This window comes from Flavobacterium lacus, assembly GCF_003268815.1.
GTDB classification, from domain to species: Bacteria; Bacteroidota; Bacteroidia; order Flavobacteriales; family Flavobacteriaceae; genus Flavobacterium; species Flavobacterium lacus.
Genome location: NZ_QLSV01000013.1, coordinates 78050 through 100489, shown reverse-complemented (window position 1 = coordinate 100489; position 22440 = coordinate 78050). Strand labels below are relative to the sequence as shown.

At 34.8% G+C, this 22440-nt stretch carries 18 protein-coding genes; 4 read left to right on the top strand and 14 right to left on the bottom strand.

Annotated features, from left to right (window positions below; genetic code table 11):
* Positions 1 to 8 precede the first annotated feature (8 nt).
* Together B0I10_RS12685 and B0I10_RS12680 are read left to right on the top strand one after the other, a co-directional pair.
* Positions 9 to 722: a tRNA threonylcarbamoyladenosine dehydratase gene (locus B0I10_RS12685; RefSeq protein ID WP_112086884.1), complete on the top strand. Its 714-nt coding sequence runs from the start codon at positions 9 to 11 to the stop codon at positions 720 to 722.
* Positions 723 to 844: 122 nt separating this feature from the next.
* A complete protein-coding gene (locus tag B0I10_RS12680; RefSeq protein ID WP_112086883.1) occupies positions 845 to 1501 on the top strand; it encodes an HAD family hydrolase in 657 nt (218 codons plus the stop codon).
* A 37-nt stretch (positions 1502 to 1538) separates the two neighbouring features.
* Here the strand turns inward: B0I10_RS12680 and B0I10_RS12675 are convergent, their stop codons facing one another.
* From B0I10_RS12675 to B0I10_RS12655, 5 genes are read right to left on the bottom strand one after another with little or no spacing between them, the layout of a single operon-like run.
* Positions 1539 to 1802, bottom strand: a complete 264-nt coding sequence (locus tag B0I10_RS12675) for a hypothetical protein (protein ID WP_112086882.1) — start codon at positions 1800 to 1802, stop codon at positions 1539 to 1541.
* A gap of 56 nt (positions 1803 to 1858) precedes the next feature.
* Positions 1859 to 3322: a cryptochrome/deoxyribodipyrimidine photo-lyase family protein gene (locus B0I10_RS12670; protein ID WP_112086881.1), complete on the bottom strand. Its 1464-nt coding sequence runs from the start codon at positions 3320 to 3322 to the stop codon at positions 1859 to 1861.
* A 16-nt stretch (positions 3323 to 3338) separates the two neighbouring features.
* The gene (locus B0I10_RS12665; RefSeq protein WP_112086880.1) at positions 3339 to 4625 is read right to left on the bottom strand and encodes a cryptochrome/photolyase family protein; all 1287 of its coding nucleotides are present in this window, start codon (positions 4623 to 4625) and stop codon (positions 3339 to 3341) included.
* A gap of 35 nt (positions 4626 to 4660) precedes the next feature.
* Entirely contained in the window at positions 4661 to 5359 is a 699-nt protein-coding gene (locus tag B0I10_RS12660) for an SDR family NAD(P)-dependent oxidoreductase (RefSeq protein ID WP_112086879.1), read from the bottom strand.
* Between the two features lie 3 nt (positions 5360 to 5362).
* On the bottom strand, positions 5363 to 5830 hold the full coding sequence (locus tag B0I10_RS12655; RefSeq protein WP_112086900.1) for an SRPBCC family protein: 468 nt from the start codon (positions 5828 to 5830) through the stop codon (positions 5363 to 5365).
* A 136-nt stretch (positions 5831 to 5966) separates the two neighbouring features.
* Here B0I10_RS12655 and B0I10_RS12650 point away from each other — a divergent pair, with 136 nt between their 5' ends.
* Positions 5967 to 6818 carry a DUF2911 domain-containing protein gene (locus B0I10_RS12650; RefSeq protein WP_112086878.1) on the top strand — a complete coding sequence of 284 codons (852 nt, stop codon included), beginning with the start codon at positions 5967 to 5969 and terminating at the stop codon, positions 6816 to 6818.
* Between the two features lie 53 nt (positions 6819 to 6871).
* On the opposite strand, the gene B0I10_RS12645 is transcribed toward B0I10_RS12650, so the two are convergent.
* The 9 genes from B0I10_RS12645 to B0I10_RS12605 all read right to left on the bottom strand — a co-directional run bounded on the left by B0I10_RS12645 (position 6872) and on the right by B0I10_RS12605 (position 19118).
* Entirely contained in the window at positions 6872 to 9283 is a 2412-nt protein-coding gene (locus B0I10_RS12645; protein ID WP_112086877.1) for a TonB-dependent receptor plug domain-containing protein, read from the bottom strand.
* Between the two features lie 7 nt (positions 9284 to 9290).
* Entirely contained in the window at positions 9291 to 10997 is a 1707-nt protein-coding gene (locus B0I10_RS12640) for a sodium:solute symporter (RefSeq protein ID WP_112086876.1), read from the bottom strand.
* Positions 10998 to 11111: 114 nt separating this feature from the next.
* Entirely contained in the window at positions 11112 to 13619 is a 2508-nt protein-coding gene (locus tag B0I10_RS12635) for a PIG-L family deacetylase (RefSeq protein WP_112086875.1), read from the bottom strand.
* A gap of 114 nt (positions 13620 to 13733) precedes the next feature.
* A complete protein-coding gene (locus tag B0I10_RS12630) occupies positions 13734 to 15563 on the bottom strand; it encodes a hypothetical protein (RefSeq protein WP_146740354.1) in 1830 nt (609 codons plus the stop codon).
* Positions 15564 to 15617: 54 nt separating this feature from the next.
* The gene (locus B0I10_RS12625; RefSeq protein WP_112086873.1) at positions 15618 to 16148 is read right to left on the bottom strand and encodes a mechanosensitive ion channel domain-containing protein; all 531 of its coding nucleotides are present in this window, start codon (positions 16146 to 16148) and stop codon (positions 15618 to 15620) included.
* Positions 16149 to 16151: 3 nt separating this feature from the next.
* On the bottom strand, positions 16152 to 16742 hold the full coding sequence (locus tag B0I10_RS12620; protein WP_112086872.1) for a Maf-like protein: 591 nt from the start codon (positions 16740 to 16742) through the stop codon (positions 16152 to 16154).
* On the bottom strand, positions 16735 to 17667 hold the full coding sequence (locus B0I10_RS12615; RefSeq protein ID WP_112086871.1) for a geranylgeranylglycerol-phosphate geranylgeranyltransferase: 933 nt from the start codon (positions 17665 to 17667) through the stop codon (positions 16735 to 16737). The genes B0I10_RS12620 and B0I10_RS12615 overlap by 8 nt, the downstream gene beginning before the upstream one ends.
* A 178-nt stretch (positions 17668 to 17845) precedes the next feature.
* Positions 17846 to 18373, bottom strand: coding sequence for a KdsC family phosphatase (locus tag B0I10_RS12610; protein ID WP_112086870.1), 528 nt, complete (start codon positions 18371 to 18373; stop codon positions 17846 to 17848).
* Complete coding sequence (locus B0I10_RS12605; protein WP_112086869.1) at positions 18357 to 19118, bottom strand: Rossmann-like and DUF2520 domain-containing protein; 762 nt, start codon at positions 19116 to 19118, stop codon at positions 18357 to 18359. Before B0I10_RS12605 ends, B0I10_RS12610 begins: the two co-directional genes overlap by 17 nt.
* A gap of 150 nt (positions 19119 to 19268) precedes the next feature.
* Between B0I10_RS12605 and ccsA the strand changes: the two genes are divergently transcribed.
* Positions 19269 to 22418 (top strand): cytochrome c biogenesis protein, encoded by a 3150-nt coding sequence (gene ccsA, locus B0I10_RS12600; protein ID WP_112086868.1) that lies wholly within the window; start codon positions 19269 to 19271, stop codon positions 22416 to 22418.
* The last annotated feature ends 22 nt before the right edge of the window (positions 22419 to 22440 follow it).

The following is a 22440-nucleotide window of genomic DNA, read 5'->3' as shown; positions in this document are numbered from 1 at the left end:
ACCTAGCAATGGCTAAATGGCAAGAACGAGCAGAGCTCTTATTTAAAACAGAAGGATTAAACAATTTAAGAAATGCAAACGTACTCGTAGTAGGTTTAGGCGGAGTTGGCTCATTTGCAGCCGAATTTCTCGCTCGTGCCGGCGTTGGAAGTATGACCATTGTAGATGGTGATGTCGTAGATATTACCAACATCAACCGGCAATTACCAGCCTTGCATTCTACCATTGGTCAACCAAAAGTACAGATTGTTGGCGATCGATTAATGGATATTAATCCTGAATTAAATCTTACTCGTTTAGAAGAATTTTTATCACCGGAACGTGCTTTTGACGTAATTACCGAAGATTTTGATTACGTTTTAGATTGTATCGATAGCATTACACCTAAATTGAATTTGATTATTGCAGCAAAACGTAAACGTGTCAAAATAATTTCCAGTATGGGAGCTGGCGGAAAAATGGATGCTTCTAAAGTAAAAGTAACTGACATTGGTAATTCTGAAAACTGTTACCTGGCCAAAACGATGAAAAGACGATTGAAAGAAGTAAAAATCGACAAGTTAAAAGTCGTTTTTTCTTCTGAAATTCAAGATGAATCCAGTCTAAAAATGACCGACGGGAAAAACTTTAAAAAATCATTTTACGGAACCAACAGTTGGATGCCTTGCCTTTTCGGGTTGTATGCAGCGGAAACGGTGGTGCGGTATTTGTTGAAAAAGTAGGCACTTAGGTTCAAAGGTACTAAGGTACTGAGGACGTCACTGATTTACATTATGAAATTAATATCTAGAACTTTTAAAACCTTAGCCACTCAGAACCTTAGAACCTTAGCCCCTCAAAAAAAATGATACAAACCGTAATTTTCGACATGGATGGCGTAATCGTTGACACCGAGCCGGTGCATCACTTTGCGTATGTTCAACATTTTAGACAATTAAATATTGACGTTTCACCTGAAATGTATGCTTCGTTTACAGGCAATTCCACCAAAAATATTTACGAACGCTTAAAAGGAATTTACAATTTGAAAGAAGATGTTCAAACCTTAGTAGAAACCAAACGAAACTTATTTAATGAGGCTTTTGATCAAAAAGAAGATTTGTATTTATTGGATGGAGTGGAAGATTTAATCCAAGAACTACACTTTAACGGAATGCAATTGGTTTTGGCTTCTTCCTCAGCCAATGTGACGATTCAACGTATTTTTAACCGATTTGATTTGGATAAATACTTTACCTACAAAGTTTCAGGAGAAGATTTTCCAAAATCAAAACCACATCCTGCTATTTTTCTTAAAGCAGCCGAATTAGCAAAAACTGCCGTTCAGCATTGTATTGTGATAGAAGATAGTACCAACGGAATTTTAGCCTCCAAAGCAGCCGGAATATATTGTGTGGGTTATGAAAGTGTAAATTCAAAACTTCAAGATTACTCATTAGCTGATGAAGTCATCAGTCATTTTAACGAATTGAGTTTTGATAAGATTAGGAGCATTAGTTAAATAAAATTCCCCTCTTTTGAAGGGGAATCTACTAAATTTAGTCCTTAATTTCTACTTTTGCATCTTTATCAGATACATCAATCGTGGTTTTTTTATCACCATCTTTGGTGTTGATTTTTACACCGTCTTTTCCAATTTCCAACGATGTTCCGTCTTGTTCAACAGGCTCAGTGGGAGCGGGAGTAGGAGTTTCAGCAGGTTGTTCAATGATGATTGTATCTGCCGGTTGTTCTTCCTTCTTACCACAAGAAATTAAAAATAAAGTGGTGCATACAGTTGCAAGAATTACATTTTTGTTCATATTAGTTGGTTTTTATTTTTTGTAAGGTAGTGAATTTAAACGAATGAACCTATAAATTAACGTTTACTCACTTTGTTGGGTAGCGTATGTTTATCAATTATCCGACTTCCATCTTTTTTTACTTCTCCGTTTTTTCGCATTGACCAAAAGAAATCACTCGAAAATCGTCTGGCTTCTTCTAAATTCACAATCGGAAACGGATAATCTGTTCCAATTTCAAAATCATAAAGCATTTGTTCAATGGGGGTCAATTTCCAAGGTTCGTGAATGAATTCGGTTGGGATTTTGGAAAGTTCAGGCATCCATTTTTTGATAAAAATTCCTTCCGGGTCGTGTTCATAAGAATTTTTTACCGGATTGTAAACGCGTAGGGTGTTAATTCCGGTCACGCCTGCTTGCATTTGAATTTGAGGATAGTGAATACCCGGTTCAAAATCAAGAAATTGTCTGGCTAAGTGCGGACTACAATTTTGCCACGGTTGAAACAAGTGATGGGTATAAAATGAAACCACCAAAGCCCGCATTCTAAAATTCAAGTAACCGGTTGTGTTGAGGCATCGCATACAAGCATCGACCAAGGGAACGCCTGTTCTTCCGGTTATCCAAGCTTGATGAAATTCAGGAATTACACTTTGATTAAGCTTTCGATAACCTTTATTTACTGCTATGAATTCCATGTGGCATTCCATTTCAAATTTCTGAATAAAATGAGCTTGCCATCGTAAACGTGAAGCGAAATTATCAATTTGACGCACATTTTTTTTCTGGTCTCGAAATTTTAAAGCCAACTGGCAAACTTGCCGAATAGATAAATTTCCCCAAGCAATATAAGGTGAAATTCGGCTACAACTGTGTCTGCCTAATTCGGGTTTAGAAATGTGTTTACTGTAATTTGCAACTCGTTCTTTTAAAAATGAATTCAAATACCGCATTCCGACGGAAGTTCCTCCTTTTTGAAAAGGTGTATTTTTGGCAGTAGTTATTGAAACACTTTCGAAAATTGAACTAATTTTTCCAAAATCTTCGCTCGATAAAAATGAATTCAATTTGGGTTGAAATGGAAAAGGCTCTACATCCATAAATTCGCACCAATCGTCTCGCCAGGTTTTTCTATTCGACAATCCTCTTTCTACGCCATTGGTGATGTATTCATTCCATACAATGTTATGCTTTTTACAAAATGAAGCAACTGCTTTATCTCTGTCGAATGTGAGGTTAATTCCGGTTTCTTGATGCGAAAATAGATTTGTAATGGATTGATTTTGATTGATTTTTTCAAACGCATCAACCGCTTCACTTTCAATAATTAATAGTTGAGTTTGATACGATTTTAATTGATGTTGAAGTTCTTCCAACGATTGTTTTATAAAATCAAAATGACGTTGACTGTAATGATGATCATTGAGTAAAGACGGTTCAAAAATATAAAGCAAAAGCGTTGGATTATCAGATTCTAAAGCTCTAAAGAGAGCTTCATTATCAAATAATCGCAAATCTCTTTTGAACCAAACCACATTCATTTTTACTTATTTTAAATTACCCAACAGCTTCTTTATATACTTTTAAACATCTTTCCCGTGCTTCTTTGTGGTCAACGATGGGTTTTGTGTAGTTAACACTCTCAACTTCCGGCACCCATTTTTTAATGTATTTCCAATCTTTGTCAAATTTTTTAATTTGCTCAGTTGGATTAAAAATCCGAAAATAAGGAGCTGCATCCACCCCGGAACCCGCTGCCCATTGCCAGTTACCTACATTACTGGCTTGTTCATAGTCCAGTAATTTTTGAGCAAAATAAGTTTCGCCCCAACGCCAATCGATTAAAAGGTGTTTGCATAAAAAGCTGGCAACAACCATTCGCACCCGATTGTGCATGTGTCCGGTGGTATTGAGTTCTCGCATTCCGGCATCCACCATTGGGTAACCTGTTTTACCTTTGCACCAATTTTTAAAATCATCTTCATTGTTATTCCACTCAATTCGATCGTATTTTTCTTTAAAACTTTTGTTGTTAGTATGAGGAAAGTGCCATAGAATTTGCATGAAAAACTCCCGCCAAATGAGTTCGTTCCAAAAGGTTTCATTTTCTGATTCAATGGCTTTTGCAATCATTTTTCGGATGGAAACAGCTCCAAATCGCAGATAAACTCCAAGCATCGAAGTTCCCGAAACAGCCGGAAAATTGCGAGTAGCTTCGTAATTATTTATCAATTGATGTGAAACATCAAAAGGAGGAACTTTTATAGTGGAAGATTTAAAACCGATATCTTTCAAACTCAAAAAAGGGTAGGTGTGAAGCCCAATTTTATCTAGCTTTTTATCAGATTCATGATGAACTAATCGAATCGTTTTAAACTTTTCTTTCCATTTTTTGGAGTAAGGAGTATACACAACATAAGGAAGTCCGTCATCTTTTACGACTTCGCTTTTTTCAAAAATAACTTGGTCCTTCGTGGTTTTAAACTCAATTTCATTCTTCTTAAATAACTGATAAATTTCTTTGTCTCTTTTACGAGCATACGGTTCATAATCATGATTCACATAAACTGTCGAAATATTATTTTCAGCAATTAATTTTTGAAATATGTCAATTGGTTTTCCATGAAAAACAGCCAATGATTTTCCTTTTTCTTCTAATTGCTTCTGAATTTTAGAAAGTAACACGTGAATAAATGTCACACGAGCATCGTCTTTTGGTAATTGAGACAGAATATACTCATCAAAAATGAAGATAGGAAGCACTTCTTTAGCACTGTTTAAAGCATGAAAAAGACCGATATTGTCCTCTAAACGTAAATCTCTTCGGAACCAGAAAATTGTCATAATTTGGGTAATGGGTTAATGGTAACAAGTCAAAGTTAACTATTTACTAGCAAGGTTGACATTCCGCCATCCACATGAAAAATCTGTCCCGTAATCCATGTGCTTTTATCACTTAGCAGAAAAGTAGCCATTTGAGCCATGTCTTCGGTTGTACCAAATCGCTTGAGCGGATGACGTTCTGCTGATTTTTCACGTTTCACATCATTGTTCAAAAACTTATCTGCCAATGGTGTATCCGTTAAGGAAGGAGCAATCACATTCACCCTAATTTTTGGAGCATATTCGGCTGCCAATGCTTTTGCAAACCCTTCAATCGCTCCTTTTGCAGCGGCAACACTAGTGTGAAAAGGCAATCCCATACTAGCGGCAACACTACTGAAAACCACAATGCTCGATTGTTCAGAAGCGGTTAAATTTGGTAAAATAGTTTGAATTACTTTGACCATACTAATAAAATTGATATTCAAATCTGCTTCAAAAGTTTCAGGTTTAATGCCTTTGAATGGTCGCAAGTTGATGCTTCCCGGGCAATATACCAATCCATCAATAACGTTAGGTAGTTTTGAAGTATCTAACATATCGGTTGAAGCATCAAACGGAAGATGCGTTACATTCAAATCCTCTTTATTTTCAAAAGTTCTTGATGCTACAAAGACTTTACATTCAAATTGTAATTCTTTAGCGATGGCATACCCAATTCCGTAGGAACCACCTATTAATAAAATATTTTTCATTTTTTATCCTTTATATTCTCCAAAAAGTTCAATTAATTTTTTCTGACGGTAATCAAATATTTCTTTTAACTTTGGTTTAACCAAAATTGGGTGAACCAATTGTCCTAGAATTCCCATAGGAAGTTTATAATCTACAATATCTTCCATTTCAACTCCTCCAGGAATTTCTTTTAAAAAATGTTTATGATGCCATAAAGCATAAGGGCCAAATCGTTGCTCATCTACAAAATATTCTTTGTCGTGCACATGTGTGATTTCGGTAACCCATTTGGTTGGAATTCCTAAAACGGGAGTAACAATATATTGAATGATTTGCCCCGGAAACATTGGTTTGTCTGCCCCGCTTAGGATGTTAAATCCCATGTAATCTGGAGTAATTGTTTTTAAATTCTTTGGACTTGATAAAAAATTCCATGCTTGTTCTAAAGTAATCGGAAGGTTTTGTTTCGTGTGTAAGGTGTATATTTTCATTTTTTCTGTAAAGATATAATATTGTTTAATATTTAGCATTAATTGTTAAACAGAATATTTTCGATTTATATTTTCTTTAACAGTTTCTGCAAATAGGAAGCCGTAAATTTGAAGAATTAACTAAACTTATTTAATTATGAAAAAAATTGTACTAGCAGCGTTATTTTTTGTTGCTTCTTTCACTCTTTCGGCACAAGTAAAAACTCCTGCAGCGAGTCCGAGAGCAAATTTTGAACAAATTGTTGGTTTAACGGATATTGAAATTGATTACGGTCGTCCGAGTGCAAAGGGTAGAGCTGTTTTTGGTGATTTGGTTCCATTTGGAAAAATGTGGAGAACGGGTGCCAATCAAAACTCGATGATCACCTTTGGTGATGATGTAACCGTGGACGGAAAAACACTTAAGAAGGGAAAATATGCTCTTTTTGTTACGCCAAAAGCAGACAATTGGGAAGTTGTATTTTATACGGATACAGAAAATTGGGGAACACCTGAAAAATTTGATGAAGCTAAAGTAGCTGCACGAGTGAATGTTAAACCGGAAACCTTGAACCGTCATGTAGAGACGTTTACAATTTCACTGAACAATGTAGACAATGATTTTGCTCATTTAGAGTTTTCTTGGGAAAAAACGGTAGCCGCCGTTAAATTTGAAGTGCCAACTAAAAAGACAGCGATGGCCAACATTGATAAAGTACTAGCCGGGCCAGCTGCAAGTGACTTTTTTGCCTCTGCTCAATACTATTATCAATCAAATGGTGATATCAATAAAGCGTTAGAATATGTAAACAAAGCAACTGAAATGACAGCGGCTAAAGGAACACCATTTTGGTATAACCGTTTAAAATCTCAAATTCAAGCGAAAGCGGGTGATAAAAAAGGTGCGATTGAAACGGCAAAAGTTTCCTTAGAAGCAGCTGAAAAAGTAGGAAATGCCGATTATGTTAAAATGAATAAAGAAAGTATTGCTGAGTGGAGTAAAAAATAAATTTACTTTTTTATAAGTTTAAAATCCTATCATTTTTGTGATAGGATTTTTTGTTAAAATGCAGTTCGTACAGCTAAAATAAAGTTTCTACCAGCAGCAGTAATTCCTGACGAATACGGACGATAACGTTGGTCTGTTATGTTTTCAATTCCACCTGAAAACGACCATGTTTCATTGAGTTTATAAACTGATTTTAGATTTAGTGTATACCAACTTGGCACATACGGATTTCCATTCGCATCGGCTGCATACAAGTATTCTTTTTCCACTTCGGAAGGAGCTAAATCTTCTGCTTTAATCGTTGAATTATACACTAAAAATAAATCTGTTGTCCATTTATTAGTTTTAAAAATCAAGCGAGAATCACCAAAAAATGGAGCGGCATGTCGAAGTGGAGCAGTGTCGCCATTGTCTAATTCTTCTTCACCTTTGGTCCAATTGGCATTGGTTTTCCAATGCAGTTGAGGTAAAATTTCAACATTTAATCCGGCTTGAATTCCATAAACATTTGCTTTTGCTGCATTTTGAATGGCTTGAATGTTGCTTACTTCACCTTGAAATTCGATCGTACTTTCTCCGTTTAACGTAAAATTTCTTCGTACCAACGCATCAATCACATGCGTGTAAAAACCGGTTACATCAAACGAAATCGATTTTCCAACTTTTTGTTGAATGCCAATTTCGGCATTATAAGCATATTCATATTCCAAATTCGGATTGGGAACCACTAAATTTCCGGGTGTACTTTCATAAATTTTTCCCACATCATCCACATTCGGTGAACGAAAAGCGGTTCCTGCATTAAAAAATAAAGCTGTAATTTTTGTAGCCAAATAAGTAAAACCCAAACTTCCTGTAAATGCACTGGTATTAATATTTGTTTCGTCAAACGGATAATCTACAAATGTTTTATCGAACGTTGCATCTAACCAAATTTGATTAAAACGTATTCCGGACTGAAACGTAAATTTATCATTTAATTTATTTTCATATTGTAAATAAGCCGCCAATGACTGCCATTTTGAACCATCCGGATAGCGAGAAGGAGCATTAACTTGTTCGCGTGTTTGAATATTTTGTTGAAAACCAATGGAATTCACATTGTTCAATATGTATTCTAAGCCATATGATATTCTATTTTTTGATCCAAATTTTTTAATAAAATCAATATTTGCAGAATATGCATCTACATTTTCAACGTTACTGATTCGGGTTAAACCGTTAAAGTTTCGGTTGTGACGACTTTCTTCAAATTGTTGAAAACCAGCATTAAACTGTGCTTTATCAAACCATTTATTACCCTTAGTATAATTAATTTTTAAATGGTGCATCGACCAATCTTGTGGGCCGTAATACCATTCTGCGAAGCGAAGGTTTCCGTCTCTTCGTCGTAATAGTTGATCATATCGATTAAAATCGGAGGTGCTGGAATAATGGTAAGCATAAGTAAATTTCCAAAATTCATTGGGCTGATATGCTACTTTTTGAATAAAATTGATTTGGTTATAACCCGAAGCAACTTGTTTTTGAGGATTACTATTCACGATAATTTCATCAATACCATCAACAGTTTGCACATAATCGGGTCGAGTGTACGCATCTGATCCATGATTTCCCATACGTAAATCTTCAAAATCACTAAATGAAGCCGAAGTAACAAAAGCCCATTTTTTAGAAGAAACATTCAAATCAAAATGCAACGTTTTTTCGTTGTTGGCAGACGACCATCGACTCATTACATTTCCAAAATAATATTGATTTTTGTTGGGCGTGAATTCGGGTTCTAATGTATAAAAATTCATTACTCCTCCTATTGCATCGCTACCATAAATTACTGTTCCAGGACCAAGAATGACTTCGGTATTTTGTATCGAATTGGCATCAATCGAAATAATATTTTGCACATTTCCACTTCTAAAAATCGCATTGTTCATTCGAATTCCGTCCACATTTATTAAAACTCTATTGGTTGCAAAACCACGAATCATCGGGCTTCCACCACCTAATTGACTTTTTTGGACAAATACTTTTCCGGTATTAGTTAACAAATCGGCTGTAGTTTGCGGATTAGCTAGAATGATGTCTTTTGGTTTAAAAGTGACGATGGAATTTGGTATACTTTTTTTGGTTTCTTCCCATTTTGAAGCCGATAAAATGACTTCGTTTAACGAGGTATTTTCGGGAGTTAAAAACACTTTAAACCCTGCTCTTTCAAGTTGATTGTAGCTCATTGTCAAGGTTTCATACCCTAACATTCTGATGTGAATTTGCTTTACTTCTTTAAAATCGGTAAGATTTGCAACTCCCATTTTATTTGTGACCGCTGAAATTTTAGGTTGGTTTGAATTGAAGGTAACGGCTTCCAGTTTTTCACCAGAAACCGCATCTTTAACGATTACCTCTTGGGCGAATAATCCAAATGAAAAAAGTTGGATCAATATAAATCCAAGTAAATTTTTATACATAACAACCTTAGTTAAGTTTTGATTTCGAAAAAGCTTGAATCAAAAATGATAATCCAATGGTGAGTGCAGCTCCAATTGCATTAAGCCACAAATAGCCTAAAATTTCTTTTCCGGATGGATAAATATGAATGCATTGGTAATAAATCATAAAAATAACTAATTGACTAATTACGCCTCCATAAAATATGGCATTCCCTTTTATAAATTTCAGAAAGAATGCCACAAGAAATATGCCAAGAATAGTTCCGTAGAACACCGAGCCAATGATATTTACTAATTGAATAAGATTTTCAACTAATGTACCGAAACAAGCAAAAAGAATGGCGATTGCTCCCCAAAGGAATGTGAAAAATTTAGAAGCTAGCACAAAATGTTTATCTGATTTTTCGCCTTTAATATTTCGTTTATAAATATCAATTACGGTTGTAGACGATAATGCATTTAGTTCAGAAGCTGTGGAAGACATGGCAGCAGAGAGAATGACAGCCAACAATAATCCCACCAAACCAGTTGGCAAATAGTTCAATATGAAATGAATAAACACATAATCTTTATCGTTCGATTCTTGATTGATGCTTTTGATAATAGCTTTTGCTTCTTCTTTCAGCAGTTTTTCTTTTTCGTATAAACCAATCATCCTTTTACGTAAAGTAGGATTGTCAACATCAATATTTAACTGGTTCGAATAGGCTAAAGTTACAATTTTCTTTTCTTGGTGAATTTCTTCAAGTTCCTTTTCTAATGACTTATATTCTTGTGCATAAATTGATTTTTCTACAGCAATTTGACTGGTAGGATTGAAATTTAAAGGTACTTTGTTGAACTGAAAAAACACAAAAACCATTACTCCGGTAAGCAGAATAAAAAACTGCATTGGTACTTTCATAAATCCGTTGAAGATGAGTCCTAACTGACTTTCTCGCAACGATTTTCCTGAAAGATACCGTTGAACCTGGGATTGATCTGTACCAAAGTAAGAAAGGGCTAAAAATAATCCGCCCGTGATTCCACTCCAAAAAGTGTAGCGACTATTCGGATTAAATGAAAAATCAAGGACATTCATTTTTTCATTCACCCCTGCAATTTGAAGAGCATTACTAAATGAAACTTCTTTTGGTAAATAGCTCAATATCAAATAAAATGCAATAAACATTCCCGACATGATGATGAACATTTGTTGTTTTTGCGTAACATTCACTGCTTTCGTTCCTCCGGAGACAGTATAAATAATTACTAGAACACCAATAATAAAATTGAGTAAATTAAGGTTCCATCCCAAAATAGAGGATAAAATAATAGCGGGAGCATAAATGGTAATTCCGGCCGCTAAACCTCTTTGAATTAAAAAAAGAACAGCAGCTAAACTTCTGGTTTTTAAGTCGAATCTATTTTCTAAAAATTCATACGCAGTATAAACACTGAGTTTATGATAGATAGGAATAAAGAACATACAGATTAAAACCATCGCAATCGGCAAACCGAAATAGAATTGCACAAAGCCCATTCCGTCATGAAAAGCTTGACCGGGAGTAGAAAGAAAAGTAATTGCACTGGCTTGTGTTGCCATGACAGAAATACCTACTGTCCACCATTTTGCTTCGTTATTGCCTAATATATAGTCTTTAACGTTCTGACTTCCTTTTGTTTTCCATGCACCGTAAACCACTATAAAAAGCAGCGTAAAAATAAGTATGAACCAGTCGAGTATTTGCATGGATTATGAAAAGTAAATCATTATAAAATAAAACAATAAAATGTAGAACGCATTCATGAGCAGCATCCAAATATAGATGTTCTTCAAGTTGTTTTTTTTACTGTCTTTCATGTTCTAATTTGTTTTTGTTCCGATGGAAATCATATTGGCAAACAAACGAAAGGCTCCCGAAACACCCGCAGGAAGCTCTCTAAAAAAGCTCAAACCGGTGTAAATGTAATGTCCTTTTCCGTATTGAGCCACTAAAAGCCCACCATTTTTTGCCTCTTCACCTTTGTCATTAGATGACAGGATAGGCGTGAAGGTTGCGTCCCATTCATTCGGATAATACAAACCTTGCTCTTGAACCCAGCCTTTAAAATCGTTAGAAGTGATTTTATTCGGAAAGTCTAGTATTTTATGATTGGGAGCTAAGAAACGAACTTCAGCATCTTCTTCGGTAACTCGATCTCTTGATAATTTTAACGAAAAAGGAGCTAATTCTTTCACTGTAAGTTTTCCTGTGGTATTGTATTGCACAATCATCGTATTACCATTTTTGACAAAATCAAAAAGCAATTGTTGTTTGAAAGCCAATTCTTCAACCGTGTTGTAAGCTCTGATTCCTAAAATAACTACTTGAAAATTAGTGAGATTTTCTTGTGTAATTTCTTCGGGTTTTATTGAGGTCACTTCATACCCCATTTGCGATAGATAAAGTGGAACTTCGTCACCTGCACCCATGATGTAAGCTATTTTTTCATTTTTAATGATAATATCTAACTTACTGAATTTTGCCTCGGAAAAGGCTAAAACTTGCTGTTGAGCAATGTGTTCGTATTGAATGTTAATTTGCTCTTTATCAAGTTTTTCGTTGTTTACAACCACATAACTATTCGCTATTATTTCTGCTGAATTTTTTGGTGGAGTTACTTCAAAATATAAAGTGGTTTCGCCTCCTTTTTTATTGATTTGGAAAGGAATGGATTTTGGAAAAACTTTCCAACCATCTGCAGCCGTGAGAAATGCATCGCCAGTTAGATCATCTTTTCCGGCTTTTATTTTTACACCAACGGATTTGCTTTTTTCGGAATTAAATATTTTTACCTTATCTAAAATAGACGAAGTGGCAACCGGAACAACGTCGAGTGGTTTATACACTTCACCTTTAACTTCGTCGTTGTATTTATAAATTACTTTTCGTTCAAATGGTATGACAACTCCGTTTATTTCGACTAAAAAAGTGACAGAAATAGTTCTGATAATATCGGGAATTCCAATATTTTCTTGATTGGAAACGGTGTACATTCCCACTGTTCCTGCCTCTTTTAACCAATACGGAGCAGTATATTCATGGTTTAAATTTATTTTTAATTCAATATCAAAATAAGTAGGTTGGTTGTTTTCTAAGGGGGTAATCGACATTGTGTTGACGGATGCCGGATGGGTGTTGATAGTATTTAGAACCATTTTTTGATCACTTCGGTTGGTTGCTTCTAATTTTACTTTTAAAGTGCTTCCCGGAGTTGTGCTTTGCGAATTGGCAACGGCTTCTAAATATAATCCGGCACAAGCTGAAATGATTTTTTTAAGTTCTTCTAATTTAATGTTTTTCCAATGCTCATCCTCCAATTTTTGAATTTGTGAATAAGCTTCTGTTAGTTTTGGAATGCTAGCCGAAGGATTTTTAAAATCAAACTCTTTTTCAATTTCTGAAATTAAATTTCCAATGATTGAACCACCTTTTACACGACTCCAAGAGGTATCAATTCCTTCAAAAATATTTTTATTGTCTTTCGCTGCTTCTCCTTTTATGAGTTCTAAATATTCAATTTCGTCACCTCTGGAACCAGTGCTTCCAAATCCTTGCGATTGGTGACGGCTTCGGCTAAGAGCAGCAATTTCCTGATTTGATTTTCCAAAAGATGGATAATAAACGCCCATGTCAAAGTTGTTCAGTTTACTTTTATCGGCTTTATCAAACTTTTCTTTTCCACCGTAAAACCACCAAGACGTGTTGAAAAATAAACGTTTAGGTTGCCAAATGGAAGTATACTTTAATTGATTTGGATAGACTTTTGGATCATTCGTTTGGTCAAAAAGTTCAATCGAAAGCATTGCAGAGGAAGTATGGTGTCCATGCGTTGTCCCTGGCGAACGATGATCAAAACGATTAATAATTACATCCGGTTTAAATTTCCGAATTATATAAATCATATCTTCAAGGACTTCGTTTTTGCTCCAGATTTTTAAAGTTTCATCGGGAACTTTTGAAAATCCAAAATCGTTGGCACGGGTAAAAAATTGTTCTCCTCCGTCAATTTTCCTGGCTTCAAGTAATTCTTGGGTTCTAATTACGCCTAATAATTCACGTAGTTCTGTTCCGATAAGATTCTGACCACCATCACCGCGAGTAAGCGACAAATAACCGGTTCTGGCTTTTATATGATTGGCCATGTAGGAAATTAAGCGAGTATTTTCATCATCCGGATGAGCAGCAACATATAATACGGAACCTAAAAAATTTAGTTTTTGAATCTGATGATAAATTTCAACCGATGAAGGTTTTTGAGGCTGTTGAGCCAATAAAGTTGTAACTGAAAGGAATAAGAGAAGAAATAAAAAATATTTTTTTAAACTCATTGAAAGCTTATTTTTATGTAAAATTCAAATATAGTAAATTAAATAAGTTGACGTTTTAATTAGAAATTCTTTAACAGTTATTCCTTAGAATATGTTAAAATTAGTCAAAGTGCTTTATTCATACAAAACAGTTTTCGGCTTATTAATTTCAAAGTCTAAATAACCAAAGTCACTTGTTTTAAACGTATTGGATTTAAAAATATTTTCGCCCTGATTAGGAATACGAGGATAGTAGGCAAATGAAATTTGGAATGAATTAAAAACAAGGTAATCATTTGTAATTATAAGACCTAAACCCAACTTAGAATAGCCATTACTTTTAACAAAGTTGAGTGATGAGTCTGATAAAAAAGCTAAAGAATAGTTGATAAAAGGACTAAATCGAAATCCAGCCCACTGCCACGGTGAATAACTTTGTGTTTGAAATGAAACTAAGACTTTGCTGGTTCCTAAAAATTTTGGATCGTTAAATCCATTAATACCATTTGATTCGTTTATCGAAATCCGATCACCGACAGATTCTAAACGATGGCTACCTATAATAAAGTCATTCTTGATAAATTGGCGTATTTTCCATTTTCCTAACTCGATCAGTGGCGTGAAGTAGTTTAATTGTAAGGCAAGAGCTGTCTGTTGATTTTTTCTCCCCCTAAAAAAGCTTCCATACTCATAATTGGTACTTAAATAGCCCCATTTAAAATAATTACCCAACGTTGCTTTAGCCCCTATATACAAACGTTCTTCATTATTTTTTTGTTGAACTCCTGCGGTTATGCCATAGTATTTTCCAATGGGAATATCTTCCGCAATCGCAAAATTGAAAACATACTCATCCTGAACAAAATTTCGGGAGGAAAGCCCTATGCCGGTTAACCAAAATGATTCATTGGTAAAAAAATCAATTGCATCGAATTCAGGAGAGATGTCTTCCAGATAATTTACTTTGTAATACCGCAGGGTAGTCACCAAATTTGTATTTTTCCGATCATTAAATTCGTCACTTCTTATTCGAAATGAATGTCCTACCCACAAATCAAATGTATTGTATTTGAATGTTTGAAGTGAATAATTTGATGCTATATTAGGCAAACTATCTCGTCGCAATCGATTTTCCATAAAAAACCCTCCTGCCCAACGCGTAAAGGGAGAGAAGAAACTTCGCTCTACACGCATGCTCTTGGAATAATTGCTTTCTAAATCTATTTGATAGATTAAATCGGTTTGGATATAAGTATTTTTTATATTTGGAATAACGTATCGTGTAGAAAAAGCTCTTCTTTTTTCATCTAATTCGTGTTGATATCGATTGTCCCAAAGATGACCTGAACCTAAAAAATTACGCTCCGTAAGTTCATACGTTGCTTTGGAAGGGGTTATAGTAGCATTCGGAATCAAACTCCATGAGTCCAAAACAGTTATAGTAACATCTACACTATCGGTATTTTTACCAACTAGTTCTGAATTAATAGCAACGCGTCGGACAAAGCGTTGACTTCTTATTAAACGTTCTGTTTCTTGGACAATTAAACTATCATAAGGTTTGTTTTTTTTAAGTAGAAGTATGTTTTTTATAGCAAAATTCCTGCTTTTCATATGAATAGTATTGCCAGCTTTTTCGGTAAATCGCTTAGGTTTTTTTGTGGAATCTATTTCAGAGTAACCAAACGGATCAAGGGTTTTAATAGTGATATTTCGTATGATTTTATTCTCATAAACAGCATGTTTTTTAGCTATTGATTGAATTTTATTGGGTTGTTTAGGCTTCACATTCGTTGATCTAAAAACAAGCTTGTGTACAAATTTTGTAAACTTATTTTTTTTAGAATAATTTTCAATTTTTTTATAGCCGATAGCTGTAGAATCAGCCTTGGTTTTATTATCCTGAGCATAGGAAACAAAACACAACCAGAATAGTAGGAATGAAAATAGGTACTTTTGAGTCATAGCTTAATGATTCGAAGATAACGCAAAAAACAGAAATGTGTTATCTTTAGAATGTTAATCTGTATACTCATGATTTTCCGTGGTGTATTTTAAAACTGTAATCCCTTTTTGCAATAATAAACTGTTTGGATAAGTAATAAGTTCTCCTTCCTTGGTTTTCAAATAGGTATGAAAACCTCTGATGTCTTCAATTTCAGCTTCAATGGGAAAATCTTTGTCGTGAATTCTAATGGTATCACCAATTTTAAATGGAGCAGAGAAGAATAAAATTATACCCGAGGTTACATTGCTCAATATAGACCATTGGGCAAACATGGCGACACCTATGACGGCAAAAACGGATGAAAAGACTAGAATAACATTTTGCGGTTTAACTCCCCAAATGATAAAAACAGCAATAATGGCAATAGAACTTAAAAGAATATTGAAATATTTTATCACTAGATTGGAACGATGTTCTAGTGTGTGACTCACTTTGGCAAACCGTCGAACAATTTTAGCCGTCATGATTCGGGCTATAAAATAGAGCAATAAGACAAATCCCGTTGCAATTTCTTCTTTGATGTAAAGTTTAAGGAAGTCCATTTCTTATTCGATTATAAAATTCGTTAATTTTTGAAATACTAAATGCATTGGCATTCCCACCACATTGGTATACGAACCTTCAATTTTACTGATGCCGATATAACCAATCCATTCCTGAATAGCATAACTTCCGGCTTTATCAAAAGGTTTATAATTATCTATATAATAGCGTATTGCCTCGTCTGAAAGTGTTTGAAAAGTTACTTTGGTCACATCGTAAAAAGTTTCAGTTTTATTTGTTGTGGTAATACAAACCGAAGTAATTACTTCATGTGTTGAATTGGATAACGATTGCAACATTCTAAAGGCATCTTCTTCATCTTTTGGTTTTCCTAAGCATTGCTTTTTGTGCCAAACAATGGTGTCGCTGGTAATTAAAATATTGTTTGGATGTAGCTCCCCATCAAAGGCTTTTGCTTTTAGTTCAGCTAAAAAATTGGTGATTTCTGAAGCTTCAAGGTGTAGCGGATAAATTTCTTCCACTTCTTTCAACTTAATTTCAAAATCAATGTTTAAGTCTTTAAAAAACTGTTGTCTTCTTGGTGAACCCGAAGCTAAGATGATAGTGTACGGTTTTAGTTTTTCTCTAAGCATTGGTATTCATTTTGATGTTAAAGGTAATTACAGCAATTGATAAAATCCCAAAGAAAATTACCCATTTTAAAGTAAGGCTCAACGCTTTAAAATCTTGATTTGTTTTGGCATTCCAACATTTAATTAGAGCAAATAAAAGTGGTCCTAGCACCAAAAAAAGAACATATAAAACAGCATAATACAAATCAAAACTCATTAAATGTTGGTTGATGTACCACGATATAATGGCGGAGGCAATGGCCAATAGAACAAAAATTATTTTGCCAGTTCTCGCAATGCCCAAAATAATGGGAAGTGTTTGCATGCCTTGGTTGTAGTCACCTTTTACGTCTTCGCAATCTTTGATTATTTCTCGAATAAAGTTTAGAAAAAATGCAAAAATTGCATAATCGGTTAAGATTTTGAAGAGTAAAGCCATCTTGTCGCGGTTACCATCGTATGTTGCCGGATACAAATCGAAAACACCAATGATTAAAACACTCAATCCGAGAATAAAAGCAACTAATAAATTTCCTAACAACAACATTTTTTTTAACGTAGTAGCATAAAAATAAAGACAGGCTGCGATGAATATAAAAATCGTGGCAAAACTTGGTTTTTCAATTAAATTAGAAAGATAAAATCCAATGGCAACACCAGCAATGTTAAGTCCGACATAAATGTTATAAGCTCTTGATTCTGAAATGGATTTTCCGACAATTACGCTATCCGGACGGTTGATTATGTCTGTTTCCTGATCAAAAATGTCATTAATCACATAACCGGCTGCCGCTAACAACACAGTTGACAAAACCAATAAAAAGTAGTGCCAATCAGCTAATGCCAAATAACCATCTTGTTGTTTTAAAAATCCGTAACGAAAAATTAACTGCATGAATGCTAGTAAGAGTAAGTTTTTGTAGCGTATTAATTTTAGATAAATCATTTTGTTGAAGGATATAATCTTTGTTTAATTGTAGAATAAAATTATCTGCTTTTTTGCCTGCTTTGCAGGAGATTGCTTCGCCAGTTCGCTATTGCTCGTGTCCTCTTTCGACTTCGTCCTCTTTCGGAATGACAAAAAGTTTCTTCCATCTCCCATCTTCCAACTTCCAACTTCCATCTCAATCATGCTTCCCGTCATAATACAAGTGCCATTTTCCTTGCACTTTCATAACTTGTTCAATCACTTCACGCACAGCTCCTTTACCACCGTTCTTATGCGAAATGTACTTTGAAATTGCTTTTATTTCCGGACTGGAATCTTGCGGACAAGTCGGCAAACCAACCAATTTCATTACATGATAGTCGGGAATATCGTCGCCCATATAAAGCACTTGTTCAGGATTTATGTTGTAAATAGCACAGTATTCTTTAAAAGTTTTCACTTTGTCAGGTGAACCTAAGTAAATAGCTGTAATGCCAAGATTTCGCAACCGAATTTGAACGCCTTCATTGCTTCCGCCGGAAATGATACAAACATGATAACCGCTTTCTACCGCCGCTTTCAAGGCAAAACCATCTCTAATATTCATAATGCGAAGCATTTCGCCGGTAGGCGTTATGTGAACAGAACTATCCGTTAGTACGCCATCAACATCAAAAACAAAAGTGGTAATGTCGTTCATTAATTCTTTATAGCTTTTTGCCATGGTCAATAATTGATTTAGTTAAGAGTTTGTAAATTTCTTTTTGATTTTCATCAGAAATAAAATTCAAATGCGAGTTTATGGTTTCCGTGTCATTCCTTTTTGCCGGTCCGGTTTGAGCATTTTCGGGCGATAATTGAATTATTTTTTGAGCCGTTTCAACAATTAATGGCTTTAAAATTTCAAACGAAAGTTGATTTTCTACACAAATATCATTTCCAATTTTATACAGATGATTTACAAAATTACAGACAAATACAGCCGCCACATGCAACGCTTTTCGCTGTTCGGAGGAAATGGATTGAACTGAATTGGAAATAGATTTGGCTAATTTTTCAATCCTCATAAAATCATCAGCCAGTTCGCTTTCCAAACAAATCGGAATTTCTTTAAAGTTAATCGCTTTGTTTTTGGTGAATGTTTGCAACGGATAAAAAACACCACGGCGATTTTTTGAATCTAAAATTTCGATCGGCATACTACCTGAAGTATGAACAACCAAACGATTTTCAAATGGAAGTTTTGACGAAACTTCCCCAATCGCATTATCCGAAACGGCAATGATGTAAATAGCAGCTTCTTTTATTTCATCATAATCGGAAACAATTTTATCTAAAGAAATCAAATGCGAAACACTTTCTTTCTGCCTTGAAAATACTTGAATTAGCTCAATTTCATCACTTTGCAAAAAAGCAGTAATCAAATGTTGAGCTACATTTCCCGAACCGATAATAACAATTGAAACCATGGGTCAAAAATAATAAAAACACAACCGATTTCCGATTAAAATCAGTAAGAATAAAAACCTGCTTCAACTTCCCTTAAAAATTATATAAAAATCAATAAGATTCTTTCTTTTATAAGTATTTTTGTGCTTTTAAAAATTACTCTTATTACAATGGACAAAAAAATATTTTCTTTCCTTTTTTCCACTCGTTTAATGGCTTTTTTATTTATTTCATTTGCAGTGGCAATGGCAGCCGGAACCTTTATTGAAAGTTATTACAACACTGATACAGCAAGGATTTGGATCTATAACGCCTGGTGGTTTGAAGTGATTATGCTGTTTTTTGTCATCAATTTTATTGGAAACATTAAACGTTATCAACTTTGGAAAAAAGAAAAATGGGCCACTTTGATGTTGCATTTTTCGTTTATTTTTATCCTCGTGGGAGCATTCGTTACGCGATATATTAGTTTTGAAGGAATGATGCCTATTCGAGAAGGAGCTTCTGAAAAACGATTTTATTCGGATAAAACCTTCCTGACCGTTTTTACAGACGGTGATTATAACGGGGAAATTAAACGAAAAACCATAGAAAAACCATTAATTCTATCGCAAGCGGCAAACAATAGTTTTTCGATTAATGATAAATTTGATACCAAACCTTACACGATTCGTTACAAAAATTTCATCATGAATGCCACTGAAACCATCAAACCCGATGAAAGTGGCGAGAAGTATTTAAAGTTAGTCGAATCGAGTGGTGGAACTCGTCACGAGCATCACCTTAAAGAAGGCGAAGTGCAAAGTTTACACGGAATTCTTTTTGCCTATAACAAGGACACCGACGGAGCAATTAACATCATTCAAGACGGAGATTCATTTTTTATCAAATCTACTTTTGGAGGGGATTTTATGCGAATGGCTGATCAAATGAAAGGGTTGGTGGTAAAGGACTCTCTTCAACCCTTGATGTTTCGTTCGCTTTATAATATTGCCGGTGCTCAATTTGTGTTGCCCGATGCTCCTATAAAAGGGAAAAAGGATTATGTTTCTAACAACGATTGGAAAGACATGTCAACCGATGATGCGTTGGTATTGCAAGTAGAAGCGAATGGCGAAACAAAAGAAGTGACTTTAGTTGGCTCAAAAGGAAAACAAGGCGTTCCGCAAACCGTTACGATAGGGGATTTGGATATCACGCTGATGTTTGGAAGTAAAATTTATGAACTACCTTTTAGTATTCAATTGAATGATTTTATTGCTAAACGTTACCCGGGAACCATCAACAGTTATTCCGCATTTGAAAGTAAAGTAACCGTTTTGGATGGTGATAAAAAGCAAGATGCGCATATTTTTATGAACAATATTTTAGATTATCAAGGCTACCGATTTTTTCAAGCTCAATTTGATCAAGATGAAAAAGGAACAATTCTCTCGGTTAATCATGATTTTTGGGGAACTTGGATTACCTACATTGGTTACTTTTTGCTTTACATTGCAATGATGGCCATTTTGTTTGATAAAAATACACGCTTTGCAGATATTAAAAATAAGTTAGAAAAAGTGAAGAAAAAGAAATCTGCTTTATTATCGATTTCATTTTTACTTTTTTCATTACTTGGATTTTCTCAAGAAACTGCAGAAGCACAAAATCATAGTCATAAACGTCCAACATTAGCTGAAGTTGAAAAGTTTCTCGAAACTACTATTCCTAAACCGGAACACGCAGCCAAATTTGGTCGATTAGTGATTCAAGATGCGGGCGGAAGAATGAAACCGGTAAATACTTTTTCGTCTGAATTATTGCGTAAAGTCAGTAAAAGCGACAATTATAAAGGCTATACTGCCGATCAGGTTTTTCTATCGATGTCGCAAACACCCAATGCATGGTTTGAAGTGCCGTTGGTTTTTCTAAAAAGAGGAAACGATAGTATTCGTGCTATTTTAGGTGTTGATAAAGAGGCTAAATTCGCTCCATTCATCAGCTTTTTTGATGAAAAAGGAAATTATAAATTGTCTCCTTTTTTAGATGAGGCATATAAAGCTACTATTCCAAATCAATTTCAAAAAGATTTTATTGAAGTGGATAAAAAAGTAGTGCTTCTAAATTCGGCGTTGAGCGGAAGTATTCTCAAAATTTTCCCTGTTCCAAACGATGATAACAACAAATGGATTTCTTATTTGGAATTGGATGAATATGAGGATACAGAACTTAAAAATCTAAAAAATATTCTTCCGGCGTATATGCAAATTTTAGGTGAAGCGAGTCGCACACAAGAGTATAAAATGGCCGATGACATCATCGGCGGAATGGAGAAATTTCAAATTAAATATGGAAGTGAAGTGCGTCCGTCCGACAGTAAAATCGATTCGGAAATTACATACAACAAATATGATATTTTTAAAAAGTTGTATTATTTGTATATGTTGGCGGGCGTTTTGATGTTGTTGTTTACGATTATTCAAATTTTTAAATCATCCAAATTCATTAACTATACCGTGAATACTTTTCACATTCTAATCGGTATTTTCTTTGGTTTACATACGTTAGGTTTAATTGCCCGTTGGTACATTTCCGGGCATGCACCGTGGAGTGATGCTTATGAAAGTATGATTTATGTGGCTTGGGCAACCATGTTTTTTGGATTGGCATTTGATAGAAAATCAAAATTAACCGTTGCTTCAGGTGCCTTCGTTACGTCGATGATTTTAATGATTGCTCATTGGAGCTGGATGGATCCTTCGATTGCGAACTTACAACCGGTTTTAAATTCGTATTGGTTGATGATTCACGTAGCGGTAATTGTAGCAAGTTATGGTCCGTTTACGTTAGGAATGGTTTTGGGAATTGTGTCGCTTTTATTGATTTTACTCACCAACGATAACAATAAAGAACGCATGAAATTGAACATTCAGGAAATCACTTATATTAACGAAATGGCGTTAACCATCGGTTTGGTCATGCTAACGATTGGTAACTTTTTAGGTGGTCAATGGGCGAACGAAAGTTGGGGTCGCTATTGGGGCTGGGATCCCAAAGAAACATGGGCATTAATTAGTATCATGATTTATGCTTTTGTGATTCATGCTCGATTTGTACCTTCCTTGCGTGGAACTTGGGTGTTTAATTTGATGAGTATTTTTGCCTTCTATTCGATCATGATGACCTATTTTGGCGTGAATTTCTACTTAACAGGTTTGCATTCTTATGCGAGTGGAGATAAAGTGGTTACACCTAGTTTTGTTTATGTTTCTGCAGTTGTAGTAACCCTGCTGGGAATAGCTTCCTATTTTCAATATAAAAAATATTACAAAAAATAGTTTAGCAACGTTTTGTGATTTG